This is a genomic window from Neobacillus sp. K501, assembly GCF_053749995.1.
Genome location: NZ_JBSLYA010000009.1, coordinates 168,649 through 186,238 on the forward strand (window position 1 = coordinate 168,649; position 17,590 = coordinate 186,238).

Genomic DNA, 17,590 nt, shown 5'->3' on the forward strand with positions numbered 1-17,590 from the left:
CCTTTGAGAAAGTGCAGACACCTATTATCAAATGGGCATTCATGGTATAGTTAACATATTAAACACGTTATTATACTTCTCGAATATGTTAACATTAAACAAATAACATACTTAATAATAGGTGATGGATGATGAGTGACTCATTTGCTGACAAGGTCCTTATTGTTGAAGGAAAATCAGACAAGAAAAAAGTAAAGAGCATCTTAAAGGAGCCAATTGAAATTATTTGTACGAATGGTACGATTAGCATCACCAAATTGGATGAATTGATTGATTCCCTTGAAGATAAAGACGTCTACATCCTCGTTGACGCTGATGATGCAGGTGAAAAGCTGCGTAAACTATTGAAAAGAGAATTTCCTAATGCTGAGCACCTGTATATTGATCGGATGTATCGTGAAGTAGCTACCGCACCTGTATACCACCTAGCAACGGTTCTCATAGGTGCAAACATCGATGTCCATTCTGAGTACTTAGAAATGGGCTGATAAACGAATGAACGAATGGAGCCTTGATGAGTTATCATCATTCACTAAACAACATGCTACTGGTCTGGTTTACTTTTATACACCCCTATGTGGTACTTGTCAGCTCGCATCACGAATGCTTCAAATAATTGAGCAAATGGTCGATATAAATATGGGGAAAATGAATTTGAATTATTTTCCTGAGATTGCAGAAGATTTTGCAATTGAAAGTGTTCCTTGTTTACTTTTTTTCAAAAATGGCAAGGTTGTGGAAACGGTTTACGCATTTCACTCAGTCCCTTATCTGTATGAAAAAATAAAAACCTATATATAAGAAAACGGATGCTATGGCATCTGTTTTTTTTGTCGAAAGAATAACAAAGGGATTTTAATCGATTTCCTGAATATATAGGGTGAGCAGGTAATCGGAGGGATTGAAATGAGAGATGCCGTAAAAGCTTTTCTTACCACCATTAAAGAGCGTGAACATTTGTTGAAATTGATGGAAAACCTAGAAATGCTTGTAATTAAATTGGTTTATGAACAAAACACGATCGAAATGGCTTTTCATCGTGGTGCCGCAATCTTTCTAGAAGAGAATAAACAAAAAGCAATTTCCTGCGAGATTTCCGGTGATGCGGAGTCGATAAAAAGCCTAATAAAAGGTGAGAAAAAATTAAGATATTTTATGAGGGGCGGGCAGTTAAAAGTTACAGGCTCCTTTCGCACCATATTATTGCTAGAGTCGATATTTTATTTAACAAAGCCTGATGGACAAAAAAGAAAATTAATTTCCTAAAAAGCTATTGACGGCTTCTCCTACAATAGTGTATTATCTTTTTAAATATTCAATCAATAATGACAATTCAATAAATATCTTATCCAGAGAGGCGGAGGGACTGGCCCGACGATGCCCGGCAACCGGTTATACAACACGGTGCTAATTCCAGCAGAGTATTACTCTGAAAGATAAGAAGAGCGTACCGCCCCTCTTCTTGAAGAGGGGTTTTTATTATAGGCTAGTTTTTTGCTCTAGCGGAACATCGATAAGCGGAGAATTTTCCGCTAATCTCTATTTTGAAGCTTAGAAAGGGGAAATAAGCGGAGAATTTACTCTTATCTCTCTAAAAAAGGAGAAATATTAAAAAATTTATCTACTTAAGCGGAAATACTTCCCTTATTTTTATGGAAATAGGGTTATTTCCCGGATTAACCGGAATTTCTCCGCTTAATCCAACCACTTCGAAATCAGCCTAGATTACGATAAGAGACAATATTAAAATATAGGAGGAATGTTTGTATGGGAGAGAATCAAAAAAAATATCGTTTTGAAACACTAGGTGTTCATGGAGGACTATCTCCAGACCCGGTTACAGGAGCAAGAGCAGTACCGATTTACCAAAACAATGCCTATCAATTCAAAGATACAGAACATGCTGCAAACCTGTTTGCTTTAAAGGAGTCAGGCTACATATACACCCGTATTCATAACCCGACAACCACCGTCTTCGAAGAAAGAATTGCTCTCTTAGAGGGAGGGGTTGGAGCCCTTGCCGTGGCAAGTGGTATGGCCGCGATTACATTAGCCATTTTAAATATTGCTGAGGCTGGGGATGAAATTGTTTCAGCTTCTACTCTTTATGGCGGTACTTATAACCTATTTGCTGTTACCCTGCCTAAGTACGGGATCAAGGTGAAATTTGTCGACCCTGAGAACCCAGAGAATTTCCGTGATGCGATCACTGAAAAAACAAAGGCAGTATTTGCTGAAACAATTGGTAATCCGAGCCTTCGCGTTCTTGATATTGAAAAAGTAGCTGAGATTGCTCATGAGTCTGGTATTCCATTAATCATTGATAATACTTTTGCTACACCGTATTTATGCCGGCCAATCGAACATGGTGCCGATATAGTCGTTCATTCTGCCACGAAATGGCTTTTAGGCAATGGAACAACAACAGGCGGTGTCATAGTGGATGGTGGGAAATTTGACTGGAATTCAGCGAAATTCCCTGGGTTTACGACACCGGATGCCAGCTACCATGATCTTGTCTATGCAGAGGCACTAGGTGCAGTGGCCTACATTGTGAAAGCACGTGTACAGCTGCTGCGTGACTTAGGACCGTCACTTAGCCCACAAAATGCCTTTTTGTTTACGCTAGGTCTTGAAACCTTGCATGTACGGATGAAAGAGCATGTCGCCAATACAAAAGCGGTCGTGGAATATTTAGTGAATCACCCTGCGGTGGATTGGGTTTCCTACCCGGGTCATGCCTCCCATCCTGATTCCGAATTAGCAACGAAGTATTTGCCTAAAGGGGCAGGATCGATGATTGTGTTTGGAATTAAAGGCGGCCGAGAAGCAGGGGCAAAAGTAATTAATTCTGTGCAATTATTTGCTCATGTTGCCAATGTTGGCGATGCCAAAAGCCTTATTATTCATCCTGCCAGCACCACGCATCAGCAGTTAGATGCTGAGGGGTTAAAAGCTTCTGGTGTTTCCGAGGATTTAATTCGCCTCTCGATTGGAATCGAGAATGTGGACGATATCATCGAGGATTTAGAAGCGGCAATTGAGGCAGCGACAGGTGTTGGATCCCTAAAGGCAGAAGCTTAACTTTTTTTCGAAATAGGAAGAAAATTTCGTTGACAGCTCTTTTTATCCATGATACGATAGCTTTCGTAATAAAATAATTACTTTAATCAGTGAACGAATTAATTGAATATAGGATTGCTTAATGCTCTTATCAAGAGAGGTGGAGGGATGTGCCCGATGAAGCCCGGCAACCGTCAATATTTTATTGAAATGGTGCCAATTCACACAAAGCGTATGCTTTGGAAGATGGGAGAAAGGATTCATTTATGATGCCTTTCTGCCCGCCTGCAGAAAGGTTTTTTATTTTAGTAAAATAAGAATCTTTTCATATAAACAGTCAAAACCTATATGTAAGGCAAGAAACACATTCTGAATTTTCGTAATTATTATTTAACTTTCTGGATAAAAAGTAGGTGATTCGATGATTTCAATAAAAGATGTCCGAAAGATTTTTCCTTCCAAGCAGGGACAGCTCAAAGCGGTCGACAATGTGAATCTGGAAATTAAAGAAGGAGAAATATTTGGCGTCATTGGTTATAGTGGTGCAGGTAAAAGTACCTTAATCCGCATGTTAAATGGTTTGGAGCTGCCAACAGAAGGTTCTGTTACGGTTGCGGGCCGAGTGATATCAAAGATAAAAGGCAGTGAACTTCGGAAGGCACGTCAGGAAATTAGCATGATCTTTCAGCATTTCAACTTGCTCTGGTCGAGAACAGTAAGTGAGAATATCGCCTTCCCGCTAGAAATCGCTGGCGTGAAAGGGCCTGAAAGACAAAAGCGAGTTAACGAATTAATAAAATTAGTCGGATTAGAGGGTCGAGAAAATGCTTATCCTTCCCAACTAAGCGGCGGACAAAAACAGCGGGTTGGGATTGCTAGAGCACTTGCAAACAATCCAAAGGTTTTACTTTGTGACGAGGCAACCTCGGCACTTGATCCACAAACGACCGATTCGATTTTGGAATTATTGGTTGACATTAATAAAAGGCTTGGGCTAACAATCGTGTTAATTACGCACGAAATGCATGTCATTCGTAAAATTTGCCATCAGGTTGCTGTCATGGAAAGTGGCAAAGTGGTGGAACTTGGTCCTGTATTGGATGTATTCAAAAATCCACAGCAGCCGATTACAAAGAGATTCGTTCAACAGGTTACCGAGCCGGAAGAAACGAAAGAAACGGCGGAGCATCTTCTTGATCGTTACCATTCTGGTCAGGTTATCCAGCTTACGTTTATTGGGGAATCAGCTGAGCAGCCGGTTATCACCAATTTGATTCGTCATCATCAGGTGACCGTAAATATCCTCCAAGGGAAGATCTCACAAACGCAAAGCGGCTCCTATGGAACCTTGTTTATCCATTTAGATGGTGAGGTTGCAGAAGTGAATAAAGCGGTAGACTACATTCGCTCGCAGCAAGTTGGAGTGGAGGTGGTAACAAGTGAATAGTAATCAACCATATTTTCAAGAAATTGATTGGGAAGAAATGTGGGAAGCAACAGTCCAAACGCTTTATATGTCAGGAGTATCGGTCCTAGCTACATTTATTCTAGGAATTTTACTTGGTTTGCTGTTATTTCTAACTGGTAAAGGCAATCTCTGGGAAAACAAACCGGTCAACACCGTTATTGGAGCTTTTGTTAATATTTTTCGTTCGATTCCTTTTATTATCTTAATCGTACTATTAATTCCATTCACTAAGTTATTGGTTGGTACGATGATTGGTGAGAATGCTGCACTCCCTGCCTTAATTATTGGAGCCGCGCCGTTCTATGCACGAATGGTTGAGATTGGCTTGAGGGAAATTGATAAAGGTGTCATTGAAGCAGCAAAATCCATGGGGGCAACCACGAATACGATTATCTGGAAGGTTTTACTCCCAGAATCTATGCCAGCTCTAGTTTCTGGTATTACCGTTACGGCGATTGCGCTTGTTGGATATACAGCCATGGCCGGTGTCATTGGAGCAGGTGGACTTGGTAACCTTGCCTATCTCGAAGGCTTCCAGCGAAGTCGAAACGATGTAACCTTAGTTGCAACGATTATCATCTTAGTCATTGTTTTTATCATTCAGTTTATTGGTGATCTTATCACTACAAAATTAGATAAACGATAAAGGAGAGGTCAAAATGAAAAAGTGGTTAAGTTTATTATTAGCAGTATCATTTGTATTGGTTTTAGCAGCTTGTGGAACATCAGAAGAGAAGTCTGATGGCGGCGGTGAAGAAGCTGGTGAAAAAACGGAATTAGTCGTAGGTGCTTCTAACGTTCCTCATGCAGAAATTTTAGAGGAAGCAAAACCGATTCTTGAAGAAAAGGGTATTGAATTAAAAATTGAAACATTCCAAGATTATGTATTACCAAACAAAGCGTTAGAATCTAAAGAACTAGATGCAAACTATTTCCAACACATTCCTTATTTAAATTCTCAAATCGAAGAAAATGGTTATGATTTTGTTAATGCTGGCGGTATTCATATCGAACCAATTGGCGTTTATTCTAAGAAATTTAAGAGCTTGGATGAGCTTCCAGAAGGTGCACAATTAATTATGAGTAACTCAGTAGCGGATCACGGTCGTCTTTTATCATTACTAGAAGCTGAGGGATTAATTAAGCTTAAAGATGGAATTGATAAAACAAAAGCAACTACGGAAGATGTAGTAGAAAACAAGAAGAAACTCAAGTTTGATACAAATTATGAAGCATCATTATTACCACAAATCTTTAATAACGGCGAAGGCGATGCCGTGTTAATCAACTCAAACTACGCGATCGATGCAGGCTTAAACCCGATTGAAGATTCTATTGCGATTGAAGATAAAGAATCTCCATATGTGAACGTGATTGCAGTTCGTAAAGGCGACGAAACGAACGATGCGATTAAAACATTAGTTGAAGTACTTCGTTCTAAAGAAATCCAAGACTTCATTCTTGATAAATACAAAGGTGCAGTTGTTCCGGTTACAGAATAAGATGCCTTATTAAATAAGAAGAAATAAGGAGCCAGTGATTCACTGGCTTCTTATTTTTAGGAAGAGGTATCGAATGAGGAAGGCTTGGCAAAATAGTAAAAAATACGTTATGATTTAATTCGTATGTTCTAAAATAAAACGGTCACAAACTCGAAAATTCTGAATTATTATATTACAAGCATAACTTGTCTGATCGTTTTTCTCATTTGGCTTGTGTTTAGTGAAAATAAAATTATTTTTATTTCTATTTTTATAAAGAGTTAATCTTGCATTTGAGTTGCTAACAGATACTATTTGTTATAATATTGTAATGAGAATAAAGTGAGAATAGAGTTTGGGACCAGAATTTTTGGTCTACAAGATACAAAACTATCTTTGCGGAGGTATAAATATGGCTGGGTCAACTTTAACGATTAAAGATTTACATGTGGAAATCGATGGGAAAGAAATTTTAAAAGGTGTAAACCTTGAAATAAAAGGTGGAGAAATCCACGCAATTATGGGACCAAATGGTACAGGTAAATCGACTTTATCTTCAGCGATCATGGGTCATCCAAAATATGAAGTAACAAGCGGAAGCATCACTTTAGATGGCGAGAACGTCCTTGAAATGGAAGTGGATGAGCGTGCTCGTGCGGGTCTGTTCTTAGCAATGCAATACCCAAGCGAAATTAATGGTGTTACCAATGCTGATTTCTTACGTTCAGCAATCAACAGCCGTCTTGGTGAAGGTAATGAAATTTCATTAATGAAATTCATTCGTAAAATGGATAAGCAAATGGAATTCCTAGAAATGGATTTAGATATGGCACAACGCTACCTAAATGAAGGTTTCTCAGGCGGGGAAAAGAAGCGTAATGAAATCTTACAATTAATGATGCTTGAGCCAAAGATGGCGATCCTAGATGAAATCGACTCAGGGTTAGACATCGATGCCCTTAAGGTTGTTTCTAAAGGAATCAACGAAATGCGCGGCGAAGATTTTGGCTGCTTAATTATTACTCACTATCAACGACTTTTAAACTATATTACTCCTGACCATGTGCACGTTATGATGCAAGGCCGTGTGGTTAAATCTGGCGGACCAGAGCTTGCACAACGCTTAGAGGCAGAAGGATATGACTGGATCAAGCAAGAACTTGGAATTGAAGATGAAACAGTTGGGCAAGAAGCGTAAGAGTTAGCGTTAGGAGGATAACCATGACAACAGAAACGAATTTATCATTCGATAAGGATTTTGTTCGTTCTTTTTCACAAGAAATGAATGAACCTGCCTGGTTACAAGAATTTCGTCTAAAGGCATTATCAGAAAGTGAAACACTTCCGATGCCAAGACCGGATAAAACAAAAATTGATAAATGGAATTTCACTCAATTTAACCAACACTCTGTTAAAAGTGAACCATTTAAATCACTAGCGGACCTTCCAGAAGAAGTGAAAGCATTAGTGGATGATACAGAAGCGAAAAACTTATATATTCAACGGAACCAAACACCGGCGTTTTTAACATTAACTGAAGAGTTAAAAAGTAAAGGTGTGGTTTTTACTGATATTTTCACTGCTGCCCGTGAGCATGGTGATTTATTGAAAAAATTCTATATGACTCAAGCGATCAATGCAGATGAGCATCGTTTGACAGCACTTCATGCAGCATTAGTGAATGGTGGAGCTTTCTTATACATTCCGAAAAATGTAGAAATTAGCGAACCAATTCAAGCGGTATACTTGCATGATGATGTCGAAACAAACCTATTCAATCATGTCATTGTTGTTGCTGACGACAATAGTTCTGTCACTTACGTAGAAAACTACATTTCAACAGTGGAAACAGCAAATACTGTTTTCAATATCGTGACGGAAGTGATTGCGAATGCTAATGCTAAAGTTCAATATGGTGCAGTTGATAATCTTGCCAAAGGAATCACAACTTATGTGAACCGCCGCGGAGTTGCTGGAAGAGATGCACGGATTGAATGGGCTCTTGGTTTAATGAATGAAGGTAATACGATCTCTGAAAATACGACAAACCTTATTGGTGATGGAGCATTTGGAGATACGAAAACAGTTGTAGTTGGCCGTGGTGAGCAAACACAAAACTTTACAACAAAAGTTGTACATTTTGGTAAACACACGGAAGGTTACATCTTAAAGCATGGTGTTATGAAGGATAGTGCTTCTTCTATTTTCAATGGTATTGGAAAAATTGAGCACGGTGCCTCAAAATCGAATGCCGAACAGGAATCACGTGTTCTTATGTTAAGTGAAAAAGCTCGTGGAGATGCCAACCCAATTCTACTCATCGATGAAGATGATGTAACGGCGGGACATGCTGCTTCTGTTGGCCGCGTTGATCCGGTTCAATTATATTATCTAATGAGCCGTGGTATTCCGAAACATGAAGCTGAGCGTTTGGTTATTCATGGTTTCCTTGCTCCTGTAGTGAATCAGCTACCGATTGAAGGAGTTAAAAAGCAGCTTACTGAAGTGATTGAAAGGAAAGTAAGATAATGAATATCCATGATATTCGTCGTCAGTTTCCAATCCTTAATCAAGAAGTGAATGGCAAACCGCTTGTCTATTTGGATAGCTCAGCGACATCGCAAAAGCCAATCCAAGTCATTGAAGCGGTTGAAAAATATTATAAAGAAATTAACTCCAATGTTCATCGTGGTGTCCATACGTTAGGAACTCGAGCTACGGATGCTTACGAAGGTGCACGGGAAAAGGTTCGTAAATTTATCAATGCAAAATCTACCCAAGAAGTGATTTTTACCAGAGGGACGACGACTGCTTTAAATACGGTTGCAGCAAGTTATGCAGCAGCCAATTTAACAGCAGGTGATGAAATTGTTATTACTTACATGGAGCATCATAGTAATATCATTCCATGGCAGCAAGTAGCAAAACGAACTGGAGCTCAGTTGAAGTACATCCCGCTTCAAGAGAATGGAACCATTTCAATTGAGGATGCTCGTGCAACCATTACCCCGAATACAAAAGTGGTTTCAGTTATGCAGGTATCTAACGTCCTTGGCGTTATAAATCCTGTAAAGGAAATTGCAAAGATCGCTCATGAAAATGGAGCTATAATGGTGGTTGATGGGGCGCAAAGTGCTCCTCATATGAAAATTGATGTCCAAGATCTAGATTGCGACTTCCTTGCCTTTTCAGGTCATAAAATGTTAGCACCAACCGGTATTGGTGTCCTTTATGGGAAAAAGCATTTGCTTGAAAAAATGGAACCGATTGAGTTCGGTGGAGAAATGATTGATTTTGTTCATTTGTACGAATCAACATGGAAAGAGCTGCCTTGGAAGTTTGAAGCTGGCACACCGATTATAGCCGGGGCGATTGGCCTTGGTGCCGCAATCGACTTTTTAAATGAAATTGGCTTAGAAAATATTGCCGAGCATGAGCATAAGCTTGCCGCCTATGCATTGGATAAAATGTCTTCGGTCCCTGGAATGACAATTTATGGTCCACAGGATCCTGCAAAACGTGCAGGTTTAGTGACCTTTAATATTGATGATGTTCATCCACATGATGTCGCAACTGTACTTGATGCAGAAGGTATCGCTGTTAGGGCCGGACATCATTGTGCACAGCCGTTGATGAAATGGCTGAAGGCGACAGCGACAGCTCGTGCAAGCTTTTATCTTTATAACACAGAAGACGATATTGATAAGCTAGTTGAAGGACTTGTTAAAACAAAGGAGTATTTCAGCGATGTCTTCTAATTTAGATGCACTTTACCGTCAGGTGATAATGGATCATTATAAAAAACCTCGCAACCGCGGTCTTTTAGAGGATGGCAGTCATACCATTAATATGAACAATCCTACTTGTGGCGATCGAATTCAATTGACCTTTAAGGTTGAAGATGGAATCGTTAAGGATGTTGGTTTTGAAGGGGAAGGCTGTTCGATTTCGATGTCATCTGCTTCGATGATGACACAGGCGATAAAAGGGAAAACAGTGGAAGAGGCCATTAAGCTTTCAAAGATTTTTTCCGATATGATTCAAGGAAAAGACTATGCTGATGATGTTGATCTAGGTGATATTGAGGCGCTACAAGGTGTTTCAAAATTCCCAGCTAGAATTAAATGTGCGACTTTAGCATGGAAAGCGATGGAAAAAGGACTTAAGGAAGAGGAACAACAATAAAACAGGAGAGGTGTTTGCCTCGATTGTTTAAATAGGGAGGAACTCGACGATGGCGAAAAAGATGCCTGAAATCGGTGATTATAAATACGGTTTTGCCGATAAAGACGTTTCCATTTTCCGATCTAAGCGTGGGTTGACACGTGAAATAGTTGAAGAGATTTCAAAGCTAAAGAGCGAGCCGCAATGGATGCTTGATTTCCGCTTAAAATCACTTGAACATTTTTACAATATGCCAATGCCACAATGGGGCGGAGATTTGGCTTCATTAAATTTTGATGAAATTACTTATTATGTAAAACCATCCGAGAAATCAGAGAAATCATGGGATGAAGTTCCTGAAGAAATTAAAGCAACGTTTGACAAGCTTGGAATTCCTGAAGCAGAGCAAAAGTATCTTGCTGGGGTTTCGGCGCAATATGAGTCAGAGGTTGTTTATCATAATATGAAGGAAGACCTTGAAGAACTAGGAATCGTCTTTAAAGATACGGATTCTGCTTTGAAGGAAAATGAAGATATTTTCCGTGAGCACTGGGCGAAGGTAATCCCGCCAACAGATAACAAATTTGCGGCATTAAACTCTGCGGTTTGGTCTGGCGGTTCTTTCATTTATGTACCACCAGGTGTGAAAGTGGATACTCCACTTCAAGCCTATTTCCGGATTAACTCAGAAAATATGGGGCAGTTCGAAAGAACATTGATTATTGTTGATGAAGGCGCACATGTACACTATGTTGAAGGTTGTACAGCACCTGTTTATACAACAAACTCTTTACACAGTGCCGTTGTTGAAATCATCATTAAAAAAGACGCTTATTGCCGTTACACAACAATTCAAAACTGGGCGAATAACGTATTCAATCTTGTTACGAAGCGTGCGGTTTGTGAAGCGAATGCAACCATGGAATGGATTGATGGAAACATCGGTTCAAAATTAACGATGAAATATCCAGCAGTTATTTTAAAAGGAGAAGGCGCCCGCGGTATGACATTATCGATCGCGATTGCTGGTAAAGGTCAACACCAGGATGCTGGAGCAAAGATGATTCACTTAGCTCCTAACACTTCTTCTACAATTGTTTCAAAATCGATTTCTAAGCATGGCGGTAAAGTAACGTACCGTGGTATCGTTCACTTCGGACGTAAAGCGGATGGTGCCCGTGCTAATATCGAGTGTGATACGTTGATTATGGATAACCAATCAACTTCTGATACGATTCCATACAACGAAATCTTAAATGACAACATTTCACTTGAGCACGAAGCCAAGGTTTCGAAGGTTTCTGAAGAGCAGCTCTTCTACTTGATGAGCCGTGGTATTTCAGAGCAAGAAGCAACGGAAATGATCGTCATGGGCTTCATCGAGCCATTTACAAAAGAACTACCTATGGAATACGCCGTAGAGATGAATCGTCTCATAAAATTCGAGATGGAAGGCTCTATTGGATAATGTTTTTGAGTCCGCTTGCCGCTAATGGCAGGCGGACTTTTTGCATTTTGTTGTGGATGTGGGGTGAATACTCTCGGATGGAGGAAAATACTTGCGGATGGCGAAAAATACTTGCGGATAGCGAAAAATACTTGCGGATGGCGGAAAATACTTGCGGATGGCGGAAAATACTTGCGGATGGCGGAAAATACTTGCGGATGGCGGAAAATACTTGCGGATGGCGGAAAATACTCTCGGATAGCGGAAAATACTTGCGAATGGCGGAAAATACTCTCGGATGGAGGAAAATACTCGCGGATAGCGAGAAAAACTCCTGTAAAATGACCACTTACTAGCAGGAAGGAGTAAAAAAAGATATGCTATGATTAAGTAATTGGGGGTGACTGTATGATATACATTGGGGTAACAGGTTGGGGGGACCATGACAGTCTATATCCAACCACCATTTCGTCCAGAGATAAATTAAAAGAATATGCAGGTCATTTTCCGACAGTGGAAGTAGATTCTGCTTTTTATGCGATTCAGCCTAAAAGGAATGCTGAAAAATGGGTCAACGAAACCCCTGACTCCTTTCAATTTATCGTTAAGGCATATCAGGGGATGACTGGTCATCAACGTGGTGATATCCCTTTCGAAACGAGAGAAGAGATGTTCCAGGCCTTCAAAGAATCTCTAAAGCCGTACATTGAAAAAAACAAACTCGCGATGGTTCTCTTTCAATTTCCACCATGGTTTGATTGTAAACGAGAAAATGTTGACTACTTACGATGGTGCAAAGCGGAAATGGGGGATATTCCTTCTGCATTAGAGTTCAGGCATCAGTCATGGTTTACACCTAAGTATCGTCAAAAGACCATTGATTTTATGAAAACAGAAAAATGGATACATAGTATTTGCGATGAGCCACAATCAGGAGAGGGATCAATTCCTACTATATTGGAAACCATAGACCCGGAGAAACTATTGATCCGTTTCCATGGCCGGAATGTTCATGGCTGGCAAAAGCGAAATGCCGAAAATTGGCGGGAGGTTCGCTATCTATACCGTTACAACCAACATGAACTCCAAGAATGGGCGAAATCCATTCGCGAACTAGCAAATGAATCTAAAGATGTCTATGTCCTCTTTAACAATAACTCCGGTGGAGATGCTGCAGACAATGCAAAGGAAATGATGGACCTATTAAATCTTGAATATGAGGATCTTGCACCAAGGCAGTTGGATTTATTTTAGGGTCAGAAATGAAAGTCAATTGTGAACTTTGCGGAATAAATGATTAATTCGCGGAATTACTACTAAAATCTGCGGAATTCTTTCAATAACTCGAGGAAATATCGCTAAAATCCGCGGAATTTAAAAAGGAGAAAATGTATGGAATGGATTTTATTAGTATTAATCGGAATTGCTGCTAGTTCCTTAGGCTCTTTAATTGGCCTTGGTGGGGGAATCATAGTGGTTCCAGCCTTGCTGTATTTAGGTTCCCTATCAATTTTTGGAGATATATCTCCTCAGGTTGCAGTAGGGACATCGTTATTTACGATGATTTTCACGGGACTATCCTCCACCTTAGCCTATCTGAAACATAAAACCGTAGATTACAAAAGCGGATTTATTTTTCTAATTGGCAGTGGACCAGGCAGCATTCTCGGTGCTTGGGTCACTGAAGCGTTAAATTTGAAATCATTTAATCTTTTCTTTGGTCTATTTATTATTTTTGTCTCAATGGTCTTACTATTAAAAGATAAATTCAAACCCATTCCTTATAAAAAAGATAGAGGAATTGTTCGAACCTTTACAGATAATTCTGGTAAAACCTTTGAATATGGCTTTAACCCGATAATGGGAGTGGTGATTTCTTTTATTGTTGGCTTTTTATCTGGAATCTTAGGCGTTGGCGGCGGTTCTTTGATGGTTCCGACGATGATTTTGATCTTTTTCTTCCCCCCACATGTAGCTGTCGCAACTTCGATGTTTATGATTTTTCCGACATCTATCCTTAGCTCCATTACTCATATCTCCCTAGGGAATGTCGATTGGCTATTAGCATTAGCCTTGGTACCAGGGGCCTACATAGGGGCAAAAGTAGGGGTCTATTTAAATACAAAGCTAAAAAGCAAAACCATTGTTTTGCTATTACGAGTTATACTATTAATTGTCGGCATACGATTAATTTATCAAGGAATTTTTGGCTAACAAAGGATGAGTTTAAAGCATGGAATGTATACAGATTTATCATACGAATGATTTGCACAGTCATTTAAAGCGCTGGCAGCGGATTCAGCATTTTTTAACTAATCAGCGAACCAATCACGAAACAGCAGGCGATGATTTTTTTCTATTCGACATTGGTGATTTTTCCGACCGCTGGCATCCTTTGACCGAGGCAACGATGGGACAGGGGAATATTGAATTACTAAACGATTCATTTTATACGGCTGTTACCATCGGTAATAATGAAGGAATTACCTTTCCCTATGAAGGTTTAAATCATCTATATGATCATGCAAAGTTTGATGTTCTTTGCGCTAATCTTTATAACAAGGGGAACGCTCATCCCAATTGGTTGAAACCATATAAGATTTATCAAACAAAACAAGGCACACGGATTGGTGTCATCGGGGTTACAGCCTATTTTTCCCTTTTATATGAGCTGCTCGGGTGGAATATTACTGAGCCGGTCGAAGAACTGAAGAAATGGCTAAAACCATTAAAGCAGGACGCTGATATTGTGATTGTGCTTTCACATCTTGGTCTCAACTTTGATGAACAGATTTCGGCTGAATGTCCGGAGATAGATGTGATTCTCGGTGGACATACTCACCATACTCTACCGGAAGGGAAATTAGTTAATAATACGCTGATTGCGGGAGCCGGAAAGCATGGAAGATTTGTTGGTCATGTCACAATAAATATTAATGATCAAAAAAGCGTAACTAGTAAAGGAGCCCTTTTATACAATGTGATGGAGCTTCAACCCGTTGTAGATGAAAAAATCAAAGCGAAAGAACTGACACGAAGGGGAAAAAAGCTGCTTAGCGAAAAGATTGTCTCTTTAAGTCAACCTTTGGTTCATGACCCTTTTCAAGTTACGGAAATTACGCAAATTTTATGCCGTGGATTAAGAGAATGGTGTGATGCCGATTGTGCCTTGATTAACGGTGGCCTAATTTTAGACTCATTATCAGGAACGATTACGAGCTACGATCTCTTAAAGATATGTCCCCATCCGATCAATCCTTGCAAATTAGAACTAACTGGCAGTGAATTAAAGGAGATTATTTTTGAAACGAGTGAGGAAAATTGGCAGCACCGTCCGTTAACAGGTCTTGGTTTTAGAGGAACAGTAATGGGAATAACCATCTATGATCAAATTACCTTTGACGAAAATAACGCTATATTTATCAATGGGCAAGCGTTAGATTTAGAAAAAAATTACACACTTGCGATTCCGGATTTATTTACTTTTGGACACTTTTTTAAAGATATTTTTCCGAAAAAGAAAAAGCAATATTTTCTTCCCGAATTTTTGCGTGATATTTTAAAATGGAAATTACAACAGCAGGTCTAAGAAATTCACACGCTTTTTGACTCTTTTTCATAATGTGATAAGGAGGAAGGGAGTGTGGAAAGTGATTGAATTATCCCCGGTAGAAATAAACGGCCACACGTTCTTGGCTGTTACGGTTTTACTGCCAAAAACAACATTGCTTACGGTAAGCAATGATAAAGGATATATCATGTGCGGCGCATTAGACGTTGATTTATTAAATAAAAAATTAAAGGATCGCAAAATAATCGCTGCCAGAGCTGTTGGTGTCAGAACGATCGACCAGCTTCTAAACGCTCCAATGGAATCGGTAACCATTGAAGCTGAGAGTTTAGGTATAACAAAAGGAATGCTTGGCAGGGACGCATTATTGAAAATGGTTTAGGGACCATGGACCATGGGTGGACCATGGGGACGGTTCTGCTGGCATTAATGCCAGCAGAACCGTCCCTGTGGTTTTCCTGTGGTTTTTGTGGTTTTTTATTTTTCCGGGCTAGTTCCACCCTTTTTTGCATACATATGCTTGTAAGGGGGGATTTTTTTGGCAAAGTTTCGTGTACGTCCGCGAAAACGGGGACCGTTACCTTTCCGATATGTTCTGCTGCTATCATTTGTATTTTTTCTTTTGTCCACGGCATTAGGGGTATGGATGGTGAACAAAGGGATTGAGCCAGCGTTAATAAGATACGCAGAATCCAAGACAAAACAAATTGCTTCACAGGTTATCAATAAAGCGATTAATAAAAAGACAGTTGAAGTAGGCGATGTGATAGAGGTAGAACCTGGACAGGAAGGTGCCCAGCCAAGCGCCGGTTTAAAAACAGAAGTAATAAACCAAAAACTATCAGAGATCACCAACGAAATTCAAAAAAATCTTAATGCTGCAGAGAAAGGTGACTTAGCCTCTTTAGAGCGATTAACAGATGTTGATATCGAAGTAGAATCAAAAAAAGAGGAAGGAATTGTTTGGAATGTACCTCTTGGTCAGGCAACAGATATGGCTTTGCTAGGGAATTTGGGACCAAAAATCCCTGTAAGGTTTCATGCAATCGGTGAAGTCCGTCCCGATGTAAAAATTAATCCGAAACCAATGGGAATTAATAATACATGGATTGACGTGTCTATTCATCTAGAAGTGTCCGTACAAATCATCACTCCCTTTGCTACAAAAATTACAAGACTTGAACAAAATATTCCAGTAGGTGGTAAATTAATCCAAGGAGAAGTACCGCAATTTTATAATAATGGTGGCGGTGGGGTTACCCCTTCGATTCAACTACCGGCAAACGGAAATTAAAAGGACTGTTCATCAAGTGGAACAGTCCTATTTCTTATTCATACTCGCCCGTTCTTGCTGTTTCCACAATCGTAAGTGTGGAGTTGGGTCAAACGACCATTCTGTAAAGCCATTATCTTTATACATCCCGTAATGTAAATGGGGAGGGAATTTACCTGATGTTCCCGGCGGTCCATAACCTGAGCTTCCTACGCCGCCAATAACCGTCCCTGGTTCTACAATTTGCCCAACCTGAACATCTTTTGCAAAGCCACTAAGATGGGCAAAATAATGATACGTATTATTGATATCGCGGATACCGACACGCCAGCCTCCAAACTTATTCCAGCCCTTCATTTCCACAATTCCATAATTGGTTGCTCGGACAGGGACACCATAGTCGGCAAAAATGTCTGTCCCTTCATGAACGCGTCTGCCTCCCCAGCCTCGCGCATCACCCCATGTACTTCGGTAGCTGTGATTGCTTCTTATTGGAACTGGAAAAGCGTGTGCATCTAATTCCAAACGTCCAAAATGGCGGTAAATTTTCGCTTTTCCCACAATAATTCCAACGGTTTTGTCACGATGATAATAGTTCCATAAACCAATTTTTATATTATCGTGATCTGTCCCATATGATAATAGATAATTGGCAAAAGTATATAAGACATCTTCGTCACTTTTTTGACTTGCTTTTCCATCCCCATCCCCATCGACCCCGATACCATTGAAAAACTGGATAATTGCAGGATTTTCTTCTAAAGGATTCGGGTTGGTTTGGCCAGCCCATTTTTCTGGCGGGATATAAATGCCAATCACACTATCCGGTTTTGGTAAATCCTTTCGAACCTGACGGATATTTCTCTCATATTGATCAATAGCAGCTAAGTAATACCATGGGATATTCGTAACGGTTTCGACTTTTTTATAAAGCTTCATACGTTCCTGATAGGGATCAGGATCATTAGCATGAGCATCCCTGGGAGAAAAGCTCATTAATAAAAGGAAAGCTCCAATTAACAGAAATGCCCGCACAGGAATCCTCCTTCCGATTATAGTACGTTTCTAGTTTATGAATTCTTGACCATTTCATAATGGTTAATAATTGGTAATAGTCCGAACG

General features: G+C 39.8%; 18 protein-coding genes and 2 riboswitches. Of the genes, 17 read left to right on the forward strand and 1 reads right to left on the reverse strand.

What is annotated here, in order from left to right; genetic code table 11:
• Window positions 1-131 precede the first annotated feature (131 nt).
• The 17 genes from ACWM35_RS19475 to yunB all read left to right on the forward strand — a co-directional run bounded on the left by ACWM35_RS19475 (window position 132) and on the right by yunB (window position 16,488).
• The gene (locus ACWM35_RS19475) at window positions 132-488 is read left to right on the forward strand and encodes a toprim domain-containing protein (protein ID WP_454820528.1); all 357 of its coding nucleotides are present in this window, start codon (window positions 132-134) and stop codon (window positions 486-488) included.
• A 7-nt stretch (window positions 489-495) separates the two neighbouring features.
• On the forward strand, window positions 496-801 hold the full coding sequence (locus ACWM35_RS19480; protein ID WP_454820529.1) for a thioredoxin family protein: 306 nt from the start codon (window positions 496-498) through the stop codon (window positions 799-801).
• A gap of 105 nt (window positions 802-906) precedes the next feature.
• The gene (locus ACWM35_RS19485) at window positions 907-1,266 is read left to right on the forward strand and encodes an SCP2 sterol-binding domain-containing protein (RefSeq protein WP_454820530.1); all 360 of its coding nucleotides are present in this window, start codon (window positions 907-909) and stop codon (window positions 1,264-1,266) included.
• A gap of 76 nt (window positions 1,267-1,342) precedes the next feature.
• Window positions 1,343-1,443, forward strand: a riboswitch (SAM riboswitch).
• Window positions 1,444-1,767: 324 nt separating this feature from the next.
• Complete coding sequence (locus ACWM35_RS19490) at window positions 1,768-3,084, forward strand: O-acetylhomoserine aminocarboxypropyltransferase/cysteine synthase family protein (RefSeq protein WP_454820531.1); 1,317 nt, start codon at window positions 1,768-1,770, stop codon at window positions 3,082-3,084.
• A 124-nt stretch (window positions 3,085-3,208) separates the two neighbouring features.
• Window positions 3,209-3,316, forward strand: a riboswitch (SAM riboswitch).
• A 168-nt stretch (window positions 3,317-3,484) separates the two neighbouring features.
• Window positions 3,485-4,510, forward strand: a complete 1,026-nt coding sequence (locus ACWM35_RS19495; RefSeq protein WP_454820532.1) for a methionine ABC transporter ATP-binding protein — start codon at window positions 3,485-3,487, stop codon at window positions 4,508-4,510.
• 37 nt (window positions 4,511-4,547) lie between these two features.
• Entirely contained in the window at window positions 4,548-5,177 is a 630-nt protein-coding gene (locus tag ACWM35_RS19500; RefSeq protein WP_454820573.1) for a methionine ABC transporter permease, read from the forward strand.
• 13 nt (window positions 5,178-5,190) lie between these two features.
• Complete coding sequence (locus ACWM35_RS19505; RefSeq protein WP_454820533.1) at window positions 5,191-6,033, forward strand: MetQ/NlpA family ABC transporter substrate-binding protein; 843 nt, start codon at window positions 5,191-5,193, stop codon at window positions 6,031-6,033.
• 391 nt (window positions 6,034-6,424) lie between these two features.
• On the forward strand, window positions 6,425-7,210 hold the full coding sequence (gene sufC, locus ACWM35_RS19510; RefSeq protein WP_454820534.1) for a Fe-S cluster assembly ATPase SufC: 786 nt from the start codon (window positions 6,425-6,427) through the stop codon (window positions 7,208-7,210).
• A gap of 23 nt (window positions 7,211-7,233) precedes the next feature.
• The gene (sufD, locus tag ACWM35_RS19515) at window positions 7,234-8,541 is read left to right on the forward strand and encodes a Fe-S cluster assembly protein SufD (RefSeq protein ID WP_454820535.1); all 1,308 of its coding nucleotides are present in this window, start codon (window positions 7,234-7,236) and stop codon (window positions 8,539-8,541) included.
• On the forward strand, window positions 8,541-9,770 hold the full coding sequence (locus ACWM35_RS19520) for a cysteine desulfurase (protein WP_454820536.1): 1,230 nt from the start codon (window positions 8,541-8,543) through the stop codon (window positions 9,768-9,770). Before sufD ends, ACWM35_RS19520 begins: the two co-directional genes overlap by 1 nt.
• The gene (sufU, locus tag ACWM35_RS19525; protein WP_454820537.1) at window positions 9,760-10,197 is read left to right on the forward strand and encodes a Fe-S cluster assembly sulfur transfer protein SufU; all 438 of its coding nucleotides are present in this window, start codon (window positions 9,760-9,762) and stop codon (window positions 10,195-10,197) included. The genes ACWM35_RS19520 and sufU overlap by 11 nt, the downstream gene beginning before the upstream one ends.
• Before the next feature lie 49 nt (window positions 10,198-10,246).
• The gene (sufB, locus tag ACWM35_RS19530) at window positions 10,247-11,644 is read left to right on the forward strand and encodes a Fe-S cluster assembly protein SufB (protein WP_454820538.1); all 1,398 of its coding nucleotides are present in this window, start codon (window positions 10,247-10,249) and stop codon (window positions 11,642-11,644) included.
• A gap of 387 nt (window positions 11,645-12,031) precedes the next feature.
• Window positions 12,032-12,877: a DUF72 domain-containing protein gene (locus ACWM35_RS19535; RefSeq protein WP_454820539.1), complete on the forward strand. Its 846-nt coding sequence runs from the start codon at window positions 12,032-12,034 to the stop codon at window positions 12,875-12,877.
• A 138-nt stretch (window positions 12,878-13,015) separates the two neighbouring features.
• Complete coding sequence (locus tag ACWM35_RS19540) at window positions 13,016-13,837, forward strand: sulfite exporter TauE/SafE family protein (protein ID WP_454820540.1); 822 nt, start codon at window positions 13,016-13,018, stop codon at window positions 13,835-13,837.
• A gap of 19 nt (window positions 13,838-13,856) precedes the next feature.
• Window positions 13,857-15,212 carry a bifunctional metallophosphatase/5'-nucleotidase gene (locus ACWM35_RS19545; RefSeq protein WP_454820541.1) on the forward strand — a complete coding sequence of 452 codons (1,356 nt, stop codon included), beginning with the start codon at window positions 13,857-13,859 and terminating at the stop codon, window positions 15,210-15,212.
• Window positions 15,213-15,273: 61 nt separating this feature from the next.
• Window positions 15,274-15,576, forward strand: a complete 303-nt coding sequence (locus ACWM35_RS19550; protein WP_454820574.1) for a YunC family protein — start codon at window positions 15,274-15,276, stop codon at window positions 15,574-15,576.
• Between the two features lie 156 nt (window positions 15,577-15,732).
• Window positions 15,733-16,488 carry a sporulation protein YunB gene (gene yunB / locus ACWM35_RS19555; protein WP_454820543.1) on the forward strand — a complete coding sequence of 252 codons (756 nt, stop codon included), beginning with the start codon at window positions 15,733-15,735 and terminating at the stop codon, window positions 16,486-16,488.
• Window positions 16,489-16,515: 27 nt separating this feature from the next.
• Here yunB and ACWM35_RS19560 read toward each other — a convergent pair whose 3' ends face one another.
• The gene (locus ACWM35_RS19560; protein ID WP_454820575.1) at window positions 16,516-17,463 is read right to left on the reverse strand and encodes a M23 family metallopeptidase; all 948 of its coding nucleotides are present in this window, start codon (window positions 17,461-17,463) and stop codon (window positions 16,516-16,518) included.
• Window positions 17,464-17,590 lie beyond the last annotated feature (127 nt).

What these genes read in the sequence shown, in the direction of transcription:
- ACWM35_RS19475 (WP_454820528.1), top strand. Translation starts at nt 132, where the DNA reads ATGAGTGACTCATTTGCTGACAAGGTCCTTATTGTTGAAGGAAAATCA.
- sufC (WP_454820534.1), top strand. Translation starts at nt 6,425, where the DNA reads ATGGCTGGGTCAACTTTAACGATTAAAGATTTACATGTGGAAATCGAT.
- ACWM35_RS19505 (WP_454820533.1), top strand. Translation starts at nt 5,191, where the DNA reads ATGAAAAAGTGGTTAAGTTTATTATTAGCAGTATCATTTGTATTGGTT.
- ACWM35_RS19500 (WP_454820573.1), top strand. Translation starts at nt 4,548, where the DNA reads ATGTGGGAAGCAACAGTCCAAACGCTTTATATGTCAGGAGTATCGGTC.
- sufU (WP_454820537.1), top strand. Translation starts at nt 9,760, where the DNA reads ATGTCTTCTAATTTAGATGCACTTTACCGTCAGGTGATAATGGATCAT.
- sufD (WP_454820535.1), top strand. Translation starts at nt 7,234, where the DNA reads ATGACAACAGAAACGAATTTATCATTCGATAAGGATTTTGTTCGTTCT.
- ACWM35_RS19495 (WP_454820532.1), top strand. Translation starts at nt 3,485, where the DNA reads ATGATTTCAATAAAAGATGTCCGAAAGATTTTTCCTTCCAAGCAGGGA.
- sufB (WP_454820538.1), top strand. Translation starts at nt 10,247, where the DNA reads ATGGCGAAAAAGATGCCTGAAATCGGTGATTATAAATACGGTTTTGCC.
- ACWM35_RS19490 (WP_454820531.1), top strand. Translation starts at nt 1,768, where the DNA reads ATGGGAGAGAATCAAAAAAAATATCGTTTTGAAACACTAGGTGTTCAT.
- ACWM35_RS19480 (WP_454820529.1), top strand. Translation starts at nt 496, where the DNA reads ATGAACGAATGGAGCCTTGATGAGTTATCATCATTCACTAAACAACAT.
- ACWM35_RS19535 (WP_454820539.1), top strand. Translation starts at nt 12,032, where the DNA reads ATGATATACATTGGGGTAACAGGTTGGGGGGACCATGACAGTCTATAT.
- ACWM35_RS19520 (WP_454820536.1), top strand. Translation starts at nt 8,541, where the DNA reads ATGAATATCCATGATATTCGTCGTCAGTTTCCAATCCTTAATCAAGAA.
- ACWM35_RS19560 (WP_454820575.1), bottom strand. Translation starts at nt 17,463, where the DNA reads ATGAGCTTTTCTCCCAGGGATGCTCATGCTAATGATCCTGATCCCTAT.
- ACWM35_RS19540 (WP_454820540.1), top strand. Translation starts at nt 13,016, where the DNA reads ATGGAATGGATTTTATTAGTATTAATCGGAATTGCTGCTAGTTCCTTA.
- ACWM35_RS19485 (WP_454820530.1), top strand. Translation starts at nt 907, where the DNA reads ATGAGAGATGCCGTAAAAGCTTTTCTTACCACCATTAAAGAGCGTGAA.
- ACWM35_RS19545 (WP_454820541.1), top strand. Translation starts at nt 13,857, where the DNA reads ATGGAATGTATACAGATTTATCATACGAATGATTTGCACAGTCATTTA.